This window comes from Candidatus Avelusimicrobium faecicola, assembly GCA_900540405.1.
Lineage (GTDB): Bacteria > Elusimicrobiota > Elusimicrobia > Elusimicrobiales > Elusimicrobiaceae > Avelusimicrobium > Avelusimicrobium faecicola.
In genome coordinates this window covers 1-11706 of the sequence record UQFW01000045.1, presented here as the reverse complement: position 1 = coordinate 11706, position 11706 = coordinate 1, and the positions used below count along the sequence as shown (strand labels likewise).

At 44.2% G+C, this 11706-nt stretch carries 12 protein-coding genes and 1 pseudogene; 4 read left to right on the top strand and 9 right to left on the bottom strand.

Features of this window, described 5'->3' with window-relative positions:
* The 7 genes and pseudogenes from ACQY18_RS05245 to ACQY18_RS05215 form a co-directional block, all read right to left on the bottom strand.
* Positions 1-248, bottom strand: a pseudogene (locus ACQY18_RS05245) (hypothetical protein); the annotation flags it as partial.
* 61 nt (positions 249-309) lie between these two features.
* Positions 310-1365, bottom strand: coding sequence for a hypothetical protein (locus ACQY18_RS05240; RefSeq protein ID WP_428039108.1), 1056 nt, complete (start codon positions 1363-1365; stop codon positions 310-312).
* Positions 1366-1375: 10 nt separating this feature from the next.
* Complete coding sequence (locus ACQY18_RS05235) at positions 1376-1747, bottom strand: hypothetical protein (protein WP_428039107.1); 372 nt, start codon at positions 1745-1747, stop codon at positions 1376-1378.
* The gene (locus ACQY18_RS05230; protein ID WP_428039106.1) at positions 1744-3246 is read right to left on the bottom strand and encodes a sugar phosphate nucleotidyltransferase; all 1503 of its coding nucleotides are present in this window, start codon (positions 3244-3246) and stop codon (positions 1744-1746) included. The genes ACQY18_RS05235 and ACQY18_RS05230 overlap by 4 nt, the downstream gene beginning before the upstream one ends.
* Positions 3247-4683: 1437 nt before the next feature.
* Positions 4684-5139 (bottom strand): hypothetical protein, encoded by a 456-nt coding sequence (locus ACQY18_RS05225; protein ID WP_428039105.1) that lies wholly within the window; start codon positions 5137-5139, stop codon positions 4684-4686.
* 77 nt (positions 5140-5216) lie between these two features.
* On the bottom strand, positions 5217-5369 hold the full coding sequence (locus tag ACQY18_RS05220; protein WP_428039104.1) for a hypothetical protein: 153 nt from the start codon (positions 5367-5369) through the stop codon (positions 5217-5219).
* A 153-nt stretch (positions 5370-5522) separates the two neighbouring features.
* A complete protein-coding gene (locus tag ACQY18_RS05215) occupies positions 5523-5801 on the bottom strand; it encodes a hypothetical protein (RefSeq protein ID WP_428039103.1) in 279 nt (92 codons plus the stop codon).
* Between ACQY18_RS05215 and rmuC the strand changes: the two genes are divergently transcribed.
* Positions 5790-6281, top strand: coding sequence for a DNA recombination protein RmuC (gene rmuC / locus ACQY18_RS05210; RefSeq protein WP_428039102.1), 492 nt, complete (start codon positions 5790-5792; stop codon positions 6279-6281). The genes ACQY18_RS05215 and rmuC overlap by 12 nt on opposite strands.
* A 107-nt stretch (positions 6282-6388) precedes the next feature.
* On the opposite strand, the gene ACQY18_RS05205 is transcribed toward rmuC, so the two are convergent.
* Complete coding sequence (locus tag ACQY18_RS05205; RefSeq protein ID WP_428039101.1) at positions 6389-6868, bottom strand: copper resistance protein NlpE; 480 nt, start codon at positions 6866-6868, stop codon at positions 6389-6391.
* 175 nt (positions 6869-7043) lie between these two features.
* Between ACQY18_RS05205 and ACQY18_RS05200 the strand changes: the two genes are divergently transcribed.
* Complete coding sequence (locus ACQY18_RS05200) at positions 7044-7526, top strand: hypothetical protein (protein ID WP_428039100.1); 483 nt, start codon at positions 7044-7046, stop codon at positions 7524-7526.
* A gap of 121 nt (positions 7527-7647) precedes the next feature.
* Here ACQY18_RS05200 and ACQY18_RS05195 read toward each other — a convergent pair whose 3' ends face one another.
* Complete coding sequence (locus ACQY18_RS05195) at positions 7648-8406, bottom strand: hypothetical protein (RefSeq protein WP_428039099.1); 759 nt, start codon at positions 8404-8406, stop codon at positions 7648-7650.
* 117 nt (positions 8407-8523) lie between these two features.
* On the opposite strand from ACQY18_RS05195, the gene ACQY18_RS05190 reads away from it, so the two are divergent.
* Both ACQY18_RS05190 and ACQY18_RS05185 read left to right on the top strand, forming a co-directional pair.
* Entirely contained in the window at positions 8524-10140 is a 1617-nt protein-coding gene (locus ACQY18_RS05190; RefSeq protein ID WP_428039098.1) for a glycoside hydrolase family 3 protein, read from the top strand.
* Between the two features lie 71 nt (positions 10141-10211).
* The gene (locus tag ACQY18_RS05185; protein ID WP_428039097.1) at positions 10212-11555 is read left to right on the top strand and encodes a family 10 glycosylhydrolase; all 1344 of its coding nucleotides are present in this window, start codon (positions 10212-10214) and stop codon (positions 11553-11555) included.
* The last annotated feature ends 151 nt before the right edge of the window (positions 11556-11706 follow it).

Sequence of the window (11706 nt, the reverse complement as noted above, 5' to 3'; positions counted from 1 at the left end):
CCGCTGGGTTTATTATCATTTACTAAAATACGCTCGCCCATAGGCACATCCGTAATAATATGTTTTACAATTTTTTGCGCAATAATGCCGGATTTACCCATTCCCGTAAAAACAATCCTGCCTTGCGTATTTTGCATTAAGTCTAATACATGAGATAAGTGGGAAGATGATAAAAGAAGTGCTTCTCTTTCTAATGTTTTAATTTCTGCTGCTATGACATTTTGTATTGATAATAAATAGGAATGCATATTTGCTCCCTTAAATTTTAATTATTAATTTTTACAACCCAAATTAATAATCTACAACTTTTTAAAAAGTCATTGCTTTATACAAGTTTTCCATTTGCTTTGAAGGTTTATATAAATATGCCAAATAATCAGAAATAAATTTCTGATTACTTTTTTTCTTGCAAGATGTACTAAATTTGATACAATCTGGACATATTGGAATATCACCAAGTTTTTCATCACCTAAGATTCCTAAAATTATTGGGAATTTAACTCTATTATTTTCCCAACTAAAAACAGCAGCCCCTGGAATATTCAGCAAAAAATTTCCCCAATGAATAAACATAGTATTATCTAAATAAAAAGATTCCATTTTTATATTTTTATAATCTCTTAAATAAGTAAAAAACCAATCTAAATTAAATTCAGAAGCATATTTATCGTATAATTTCTGCCATTTAGAGTCAGTATTTTGTTCTAAAATATGAAACCAATCTATTGACATGCGGGTAAATGTAATACCAAAAGACCAATGCCTTCCAAAAGTACGACTTCTATGCATATCTAAAGAAAAAGCCGATATATTGTATGCTTCTGCGTATTCTTCTACTTTTTTCAAGTATTTGGAAAGTTTTTCAATTGGCATAGCGAAAAAAGTATCGTCAGCGTCTATATTCCAAAAAGACCTAACCCCCGTTTTCTTTGCATGAAAAAAGGTTGTTAAATGGGCATAAGTTGCTTTAATCCAAAACCGAGTTGATATGTTTTTTACAATTTTTCTCAATTGGGAGCACTTGCTACTTGATATAAATTTGACATTCATATTAGGGAAACAAATCCTGCGTAATATCTCATTTTGTAATTTTTTATTATCACATAAAAAATAAAAATCAGCACCCATATTATTAATAATATTTATCCAATGTTGGACACACGGCAAAGTATAGTCAGCAACTCTATTTACTTTTAAATAAAAAACGGGAATAGAGGTATTTTTGACTGGCAAATTCCATGCAAAAGTAAAAGATTTAAAAAAATGTTCTCTTTGGTAATAAACAAGGGGTTTTCCTAATACAAGTATGACCCTAGACTTTGTAGAATCCATTGTGTGCAACTTTATTTTCTCAAACAATCTCATATATCGTTTCCTATTTGCTATTGTCCACGCAATAATCTAAATGAAAGATTCCATCTCTTTCTTTATTAACTGCATAAGCGCATTTCAAACCGCTGGGTTTATTATCATTTACTAAAATACGCTCGCCCATAGGCACATCCGTAATAATATGGTCGTAACGGATTTGATTTTTGGTTAAAAAATCCTTTAATGCAGGCAAATATTCAGCCTTGCGTGCCGTGAGCAAAATAACCCTATCTTGAGAGGGTATGGAGGCAAAAAACTCCTTTACTCCCGCCAACAAGGTGTCATAACCATCTATTTTATACCCATTATGTTTTACAATGGTACCGTCCACATCCAAAATCCAAGTGTGCGGAAGGGAAGAAAGAGTTAACTTCATAACAAATCTCCCAGTTTGACAAGTCCATTATAAAAGGCGGCGCAAATGGAGTCATAATCTTCCCAAGCATAAGTAGTTAACGAAAGCCAAATAATGCCATGCAACATTTTGATTTTTTCTTTTTTTACATTAGGCAACAAATCAAAGAAATAATCACTCATATCCCCCCAGTTATTAGGTTTTATGGCAAGTTCTACATCTTTTTCTCTGATGTCCAAGGTAAACTTTTTGCGGTTGAACAAATCATAATTTCCATTGATAGAATAATACAATTTGGCCCAATCGTAATCGGCATCCCCATACAACTTTGTTTTGCCAAAATAGCCTCTGGGGTCAATCAATACGGCGCGCATATCAAAAGTATCAAACATCAGGTTGGAAAAAGTGCAATCCCCATGAATTAACCTAAATTCCGTGGGCATGTGTTTTTGTACTAGGGAAATCAATTCGTCTTTATTAAAAAAAATGTTTTTATAGTATTGTCCATTAATTTTGATAAATTCCTGTTCCGCAAATGGCACCAAATGCTCCACCTTGGATAAACGGTCAAAAGTTTTTGTAATATAATTTTCTATTACATCACTTTCATTAACAGGTTGGGCCGGTTCCAGATTATGCAAAGTATGCAACGCCTGTACTAGGCTTGTTAAAATATCGCATTTTTGTGTTTTTGTAATACAATCGTATTCAAAGATATTTTTCCCGCGAACACGTTTCATTTTCAGCGGTTCATACTCGTAAATTTCGGGAATATTTTTAAAGCCCAATTGCTTAACATGCTTATACCAAGCAATTTCGTCTAATGCTATTTTTTGCCCCTGTTCTGTGATTGCACGCTTAATGACCAAATCCCCGTCAAACTCCATAGAATTAAATGGGCGGCAACGGTGCGAAGTATCATTATTATCCGAATAAGCCAATAAGGTTCCAATTTCCTTGGAACCATACAAATCCAACCGCTTAAAAGCTATGGGTTGCGTTTTTAACCAATCTACAAAAGCGCCTTCTTCGGGAACATTCTGCAATACTTTTTTATTTTCAAAAACAAACAAGCCTGCCACGCCGTTCTCTTTTGAAGGGGTTTTAATAAATTGATTTTCTACATAAGACCAACGGCATTCAAAATCTTTAGAAATACCAATATAATTCCCCGTTTCCGTAGGAATTTCAAATCCGTCAGACAGTATCAAATCGCACCAAATAATCATAAAAGGCTCATCATCAAGCAGGGGCGCTATGGCCTCTTTAATGCCGGAAGCCGTGCCTTTTTTGGTGGCTTTTACAATGTTAAATTTGTACTGATTGGCAAATGCGGCCAAATATTTTTCCAAAACATCTGTTTTATAATCTGCGATAATTGTAAAATCCGCATCTTTGAATTTCTGAAAAGCATAAAAGAGAATGGGCAAATTATTAACAGGCACCAAACATTTAGGCTTATTGTGTGTTAATCCTTCCAATCGAGTTCCTTTTCCACCTGCTTGAACAATAATTTTCATATTTCCCCCTTTAATGTTTTTTGTAGCATCGCCGACATACACTTTTGCCTAAAATATTTTGCTTGTTTCAACAATTCTTTAAGCATTTGTTCTTTAATTTCTATTGCTCTTCGGTTCCGTATGTCCGGTAAAAACTTCCAAACGCTCTTTAATACCTTGAAATTTGGACGTAATAATAACCAGAAAATGTGACTAATAAAAAGAGATTTTGAAGTAATATTTTTCCAAACAAATAATACTCTGTTCCGTTTAGAAAGAAATTGCGTATATTTATTTTTTTTACTATCAATTGTTCCACCGCATTTATGAAATTGTGGGAAAGGGCTTGTGGAAACTCTTGGCGGAGGTATTCATAAGTCCCTTTCCCATTCATACGCCACAAGGTGGCGTATGCAAATAATAAAACACTCCTGAAAACTTATCCTCATGCTTATTATAATATATTTTGTAGCTATCAAAAAAGCTGTTAATTTTTTGCAAATTTTGCCTGATTATTTAATGTACCTAATTAATATCGGGGCCTATACAGCTTTTTATTCAGAAAATATTTTCTCATCTGGTAGTAGTACACGGGAAGCCGTTTACTTTTGATGAAAAACAAAATTTAATCTTCAATAAGCCTAAAAATATAATGTAAATATTAAAAGCATATAATATAAAATAAATGTTTTAATCAATATATATAGAATGTATGCTAAAAAGCACGAAGATTAAAAACAGCGGTACAAATTGCACTTCTTAGAGGCAGGCCATCCGCTCCGTATGATTACATCCCATGCTTATTATTTGTTCTAATTTTTGGGGAAAAGTTGAAGAGCTTACAACACTAAAATAATGACGATATAACTTTATTTACGCTATAAAAATTTGGTTCAATGGTACCAACACAAAAAAATTGAGATTTATTTTCTCAATATTTATTTCTTTGATAAATTTGAACAAATTAATTAATTTAGATGAAAGGTCTTTTGCCATATTGCTATCCGCCCCAACAGCTTTTAATTTATATTTTAACAATTTTATTGTATAACATAAATAATTCCTATATAATTTGAAGGCCCCCGGGTGGATAGCGCCACAAAAATAGAAAATTGCGCCAAAAATGAGTTTTAGGTTGTGGGGCGTGTATTTTTCAAAAGTAAAGAACTGATAAATGGAGTTTCAAACAAACAAAGGGAAAGGATGTATTTTCCCCAGAAATTAAAGAATACGCGTTTATTTTAGCGTTTGTTTCCCGGTGGGAGAACGCGGAATCTTTTTCCCCGCCTGCGCACATTAAAAACGCGGGGAATTAAGGCTCCGCCGCCGCGGCGGGCTGTTTTTCCACAAGGCGGGTGGTGGAACGGGGGCGGCACGGACGGGCTAATGGTTTTCCGGTTATGTAAACGCTCCGGCATTAATTGGCGTACACACATTAAAAACGAGAGCGGCGGAAAGTTAAGGCTCCACGGTCACTTCGGTTTGTTTTTCTACGCGCTTGGTGTGGACGTTGAATAACAGTTTGAACCCCGTTAGACGGTTGGCCTTTTTGTCGTAATCCAAAAGTGCTATATAGACAGCGTCTTTCGCGTGATTTTTATAAATATCCACTTCGCCCATTAAATTCGGGTCCGCCGACACTACGGCAATATAGCGTTGGGTATCGTTTGGCTCCACGGAACACATATAAGTAGCGGCAACAGCCTGGTTTTGTTGGGGCGCTTGCGGGGCGGCAGGCGCCAATTTGCATTGGGATAAATAAGGGAAAATTTTTTCAACTTGCGGATTTGCCAAAAAATAATCGGTAAGCGTTTGGGTAGCCGCTTGCGCACTGCTCAAATCCGGCCGGGGCCTGTCGGCTTGGCAAGCGGCCAGCAGGAAACACACGCACGCGACACAAAAAAACCTTTTCATAGTCCAGTCCTTATACATAAATTACAAGAAAAGCACCCCGGCGTTGTACCAGGGCACTTTTTTTGCAACAGAATTATTTATTTGCCGCAGGGGGACACTAATTCGCTGATAGACAACACGCCCAACAAATAGCTGTTGGTGCAAACTTTTTTCCCACCGACGGTACCGCGGGTACCCATGCAGGCGGCCATAAAAGCGCAAGCCATCATCAACAATACGATTTTTTTCATACATTTCACCTCAGTATTGGTATAAAGGTAAATACATACCTTCGTTTTATTGTATATTTTTTTCACTTTTATAACAATGAATAAATGCGCGTTTATTTACGGATAAATATACCTCACCCCGGGGCCGCGCTTGCCGCCTGCGGATGCACAAATTTATTCCAAAGTATCTTCTAATAAAATTTCCACTACATCTTGCAACACTTCACGCAAGGCTTGCGCACCGGGAAGCAAGGGCTGCTTTTCCCCGGTGGAGCCGGGGGCAAAAATTTCCGCTTCCGGCAGATACAACTTTTTATTAATCTCTATCATCAGCGCCGTATAGCGGATGTTTAGCGGGGTGGTCATCGCGCCCGCAAAAGGGCTGTTTACGGCCACGCGGTAGCCGCGCGTTTTTAGCAAGTTTTCCACCGCGCGCAATTTTTGAAACAGCACCTCTCTGCCATCCGCAAACATATTGACGAGCTTTCCGCCAAAGATTACCAGGCCAAACTGTTCAAAAACGGTTTAGAGTTCGTGTTTATGTTCATCCCCATAGAATACGCCTACTTTGCCGCATTAAAGGCGGATAAAGACTTAAACGCGTATGCCAAATCTAAAAAAGTGGCTATTGTCACGCCGTCTAACCTGTTTTCCGTTATGCAGGTGGTGGAACAGCTTTGGCGGGTGGAACGCACCAGCAAAATGTTGGAAGAAATCCTAAAAACCGGGGCGGATATGCACGCCCGCGTAAGCCGCTTTGTAGAGCGTATGGACGGCGTAAAAACCGCCCTTACCGCGGCCGATAAAGCCTATACCGAGGCCGACAAAGCATTAAGGGGCAACCAAGGCATTATCAAAGCGGCGGCGCATTTGGAAGAATTAGGCGTCAACCACAAAAAAACCTTAACGCCGTATTTGGAAAACAACCCATAGAGCAAACAGGGAACTTGCTTATTGGCAAACTCCTACGGCCGCAAAAAACCACGGGCATTCACCCGTGGTTTTTCTCATACAATCCTGTTTTCCGGCGTGTGTTTGGGTTATTCGTTTACTTTTTTTAAGGTGTAATACGGCGCCAGTTCCCCTTGCACAGGTTTTTTATCCTGGTCCAGCAAGGTGGCGGTGTCGGAGCCCAACTGATAGTAGCGCGGGGTGTCTTCTTCCGCTTGCAACGTAATAATATCCCCTTGGCGCGTATAAGTGCCCACCTGGGTAAAAGAAGCGTCACGCCCGATGTACGTTTCGTCCAACGCAAAGCGGCCGTTTTCAAACAAAATAAGCGTGGTTTTTATGCCCGCCGCATCAGCCGCCGGGAGGGTGCCTTCGTATTTGGTATATTCAGAGGCCGGTTCCGGGGCGGCGCTTACTTCTTCCACCTGCATTCCGGCTTTAGGCGGCACCGGCGTTCCCGGGGTGAAAGATTCCACTACTTGCGTTTCCGGCTCCGGCGCGGGCGCGGTAGAAGTACCGCACGCACCCAATAAAATACCGGCCGTTAAAATTGTAAAAGATTTGTTCATATTCTAAAAACTCCTTTTTTATTTATATTGTACCAAATTAACTAACCCATTTTAGCACCTGCCAAGTGCGCTTATCAAGCCTGTTTTTGTACTATAATAAAGGAAACGGGCCTTTTTTACTCTAGCGAATGTTTGGCTCTCTTAAACCCGGGCCCGTTTTGGGGAGGAAGTATTTATGACCAGCCAAAAAGAAATATCTATCCGAACGCTTGAAACCCCCACCGAGCAAGAACGATACGAAAACTGTTATGTCTTCCGGCAAGACGGCGACCGGGAAATTTTACCGTATTTTGCGGTGTCTTACCCCGGGGAAGGCATTTTATTTGTTTCCAAAATATTGGGCCAGCTTTCTTTAACCCCCAAAGAGGCGTCCGATACGGCCCTATTAAAAGAGCAGTTGGAACCGTTCGCCAAACAGGCATTTACCGAACACCCGGAAGAAATTATGCGTAAATGGCTTGCGGGCCTGCGGCTCACCCAAGATACAGACGGTGAAGCCCCTGTTCATTATGTATTTTTGGATAAACCGCTTACGCTGCCTATACCCATCACCGATACCCTGGTAAAAGGTGCCGACGGGCCGCTCATCCGCCAAAAAGCGTACGATATTGCCATTACTTTTGACCAACTGTTTATGGCCATGCGCCGCCAAATATAAGCGTTCTTTTGCGTACAGAAAACAACAAAACGGGAGGCTTCCAAAAACAAGCCTCCCGTTTCACGTGCGGTACATTCCCATGGGGTACCTCCCCCTCTTTCCCTCGTATAGGAAAAAAATTTTATAAATACAGTAATTTGAAACCAATGCTCACCCCCCAATCCTTTTGTTTCCAGTTGCCGCCCGCGTGTGTACTCACATTGGCGTAAAAAGCGGTGCCTTCGTTTACCAAAGTGCCAATTTCCGCTTCCGGTGCAAATTCATGCTGTAAATCGTTTTCAAAATCCACATAATAATAAAGCGTGGTTAAAACATACCACTGGGCCGGAGAGGTATACCCCACCGTCAGGCGCGGGCGGCCGTAATTAACCGTACTGCGCCCGCCGTCCCCCGCTACACTTACATAATGTTTATACTCCCCGTGTATGTAAAACTGGTAAGGCAAATTAATAACCGCAAAAACGGACGGACTAATCACCCATTTCCCGGTGCCCAGGGCCTCTTTGGTGGCGGTGGGGAGCATGGTTTCCAGTTTGGCCCCCACGTCTATACCGCTATGCAGTTTATGTACCCCGGTGGCGGATAAACTAATATCGCCTATCCCGTTGACGGAATGGCCCGGCGTTTCAAAACGCAGCAGCGGCAATTCCGCCCCCCAGTTAAAATTTTCGTCAATCACCCGGTAGCTTTTTAACGTCACCCCGCTGATGGAAATACCCTCTTTATTATCAATCACCGTCAGCGTGGGGTTTACTTCCAGCGTGGTGATGTTTTCCGTCGGCTTTACGCCAAAATGCCAAGTATCCTGCAACTGGGCGAACCCCGGCCCGGCCCATAAAACGGCGGCTACTACCGCCAACATTGGTTTGGTTTTGTGCATTTACGCCCCCCTTTTTTACAGTTTACTACTTTTGCATTACAATTCAAGGCCCTATTCTATAACTACGCGCCAAAATGCATTTTTTTGCTACAATAACCGCATATAAGGAGGTTTTTTATGAAAATACGCGGCTTTTTAATGGCTTTGTTTTTGGCCCCGGCCCTAGCGGCAGGGCCCCTTCAAGTAGACGATTTAACGCCCGAAGAACTAATCGGCCAAACCCTGGTGGTACGCATAGATGCCGGCCAACAGGCCCCTTATGAACAAGCCGTAAAAAGCGGCCTTATCGGCACGGTGCTGATTAAAGGCGGGCTGACCGGGCAGGAAGACCCGGCCGCCAAACGCGCCCAAACCTTGCAAACCATCCGCCAGCTGCGCCAATGGGAAAAAGACTCCCGCCACCAAATTCCCCTTTTAATTGCGTTTGATTACGAGTCCGGCTCCGTCATTTCCCCCTTATTTTTAGGTATGAAGCGCCTGCCGTCCAATATGCTTTTGGGCGCGGGGCAAAGCAAAAAAACGGTGCGGGCCGTTTACGGGGCGGCGGCGGACGAAATACGCGCCCTGGGCGGGCAAATCAACTTTGCGCCGGATTTGGACGTAAACACCAACCCGAATAACCCCATTATCGGCACGCGCTCTTTTGGGGCGTGGCCGCAAGGCGTGGCGCAAAACGCGCAAGCGGCCGTAAAAGGCTTGCAGGCCCGGCAGGTGGCCGCATTTGCCAAACACTTCCCCGGCCATGGGGATACGGCGGTGGACTCCCACACTGGCTCCCCGGTGACGGATTTGCCGCTTAAAGAATTAATGGAACAGCATATTGCGCCGTTCCGCGCCGCCATAGATGCGGGCATTTGGGGCATTATGTCCTCCCATGTTATTTATCCGGCCTTGGATAAAGAACACCCCGCCACCTTTTCCCGCCGCATTTTAACGGACCTTTTACGCGGGGAGTTAGGTTTTGAGGGCGTAATAGCCACCGACAGTTTGGATATGGAAGGCGCCAAACGCGCCAACGGCACCCCGCAAGCCGTACTGGAAGCCTACCAAGCCGGGGCGGATATGCCGCTTATCGGCAAAGATTTACCGTACGATACGATTGCTTACATACAAGCCCAATACGGCAAAACGCTCACCCCGCAACGCCTGAAACAAAGCGCCCGGCGGGTGTGGGAGCTTAAACAAAAAACAGGTTTATTTACGCCGCAAGCCAAACCCAAAAAGCAAACGGATTTTGAAAAATCCGCCCTGCAAGCGGCTCGGCGCGGGGTCACGCTGGTAAAAGGCAAACCGTTTGCCAAACGCCCGCAAAGCGTATGCGCGGTATTTTTTACGGAGCCGGCGTTGGAATATATGTTGCCTGAGTTTACCCAAACGCTGGAAGAATCCCGCGTAAAAACCCAAAGCGTGTTTGTGCCGATGTCTCCGGAGCCGGAAGAACTCTCCGCCGCCCGGGCGTGCGCCAAAGAACAGCAAACATTGGTTATCGGCTCGTACCAAAAATACGGCACGCCGGACGCTGCCCAACAGCAAATTATTAATACGCTACTGAAAGAAAACCCGGGCGCGGTATTTATATCCCTTTTAAGTCCGTATGATTTGGCTTTTTATCCGCAGGCCCAAACGGCCCTGGCGCTTTACGGCCCCACCCCGCAAACTTTGCGCACGGCGGCGGAAATTCTGCTGGGCAAGCGCAAAGCCCAAGGGAGCCTTTCCCCTGCGCTAAGCCGTTAACGCCATTCTTCATAAACGCCCCTTTACCGGGGCGTTTGTTTGTTTTCCCCACAAATTGATAAACTAACAGTATGCGTAAATTATTCCCCTTTTTGATGTTTGTTTTTCTAGCGGCCGCGTGTGCGGTGCCGTCTGCCCGGCAAACGGGCCCCGCTCCGCTGACGGATGCCATCCAACAACAAGCGGTAAAACCCGCCGCAGCTCCCCGCAAAACGCCGGCGGCTCCCCCCGCTACCGCCCGCAAACCGCAACCCCCGGTTTTGAAAAACCCCTCTGTTTTAGACGAGCCGGACACCCGCTACAAAGCCATGCCTCTGCCGCAAGAAATGCGCGGCGTGTGGATAGCCAGCGTGGAAAATATGGATTGGCCCTCCAAACCCGGCCTGCCGCCTGCGGCCCAACAAAAAGAATTTACCGATTTGCTGGATTTACTCAAACAGTTAAATTTTAATACCGTGATTGTGCAAGTGCGCCCGGCGGCGGACACGTTTTGGCCCTCCCGCCAGGAGCCCTGGAGCTACTATTTAACCGGGCGGCAAGGGGTATCCCCCCATTATGACCCGCTTGCCTTTATGATAAAAGAGGCCCACAAACGCGGGCTTGCCTTTCACGCCTGGTTTAATCCGTTCCGCGTGCAAAATGTTTCCAAAGCCGCCCTATCGGAAAACCACCCCATTAAAAAGCACCCGGATTGGCTGGTTTCTTACGGCGGGCGCAAATACTATAACCCGGCCGTTGCCGCGGCGCGCCGCCACAGCATAAACGTCATTGCCGAAGTAGCCGAAAAATACGACGTGGACGGCATCCATTTAGACGATTATTTTTATCCCTACCCCGTTAAAAAGAACGGCAAAACCGTGCCGTGGCCGGATGCGGAGCTTTATAAAAAGTACGGCAACGGACAGCCGTTAGCCGCATGGCGGCGCAGTAATGTAAATACGTTCGTGCGTGATTTACACCAACGCCTCAAAGCCACCAAGCCGGAACTGCCGCTGGGGATTAGCCCGTTCGGCGTGTGGCGCAACCAATCCAAAGACCCAACAGGCTCCCCCACGCGGGCGTTTTCCGCCTATGACGACGGCTTATATGCCGATTCCCGCCTATGGATTGAACAAGGCTGGATTGATTATGTGGTGCCCCAACTGTATTGGCACTTTGGGCACCGCGTGGCCCCGTACGGCGTACTGCTCAAATGGTGGAATAAAGAAATGGAACGCAACCCGCAGGTGAAGCTCTATATCGGCCTGGGGACTTATAAGCACGGCAACGAATGGAAAGACCCGGCCGAATTAGACAAGCAGATGGCGGAGCTGAAAAAATACAAAAATGTAGCCGGGGCCGTACACTTTAGCGCCATACGCATTAAAAACAACCAGGGGCAAGTGCAAAAAACGCTCCAAAAACACTACAAATAAAAAGGGGTTAAGCACAGGGCCTTTTACTAAACGGTACAAAAAACCGGACTTTTCTAAAAGTCCGGTTTTTTAGATGCTTATAAAAAACACACTATATTATTGCGCCTCCCCTTGCGGTACAGATACCTGGATTTGCTGTAAACGCTGTTGG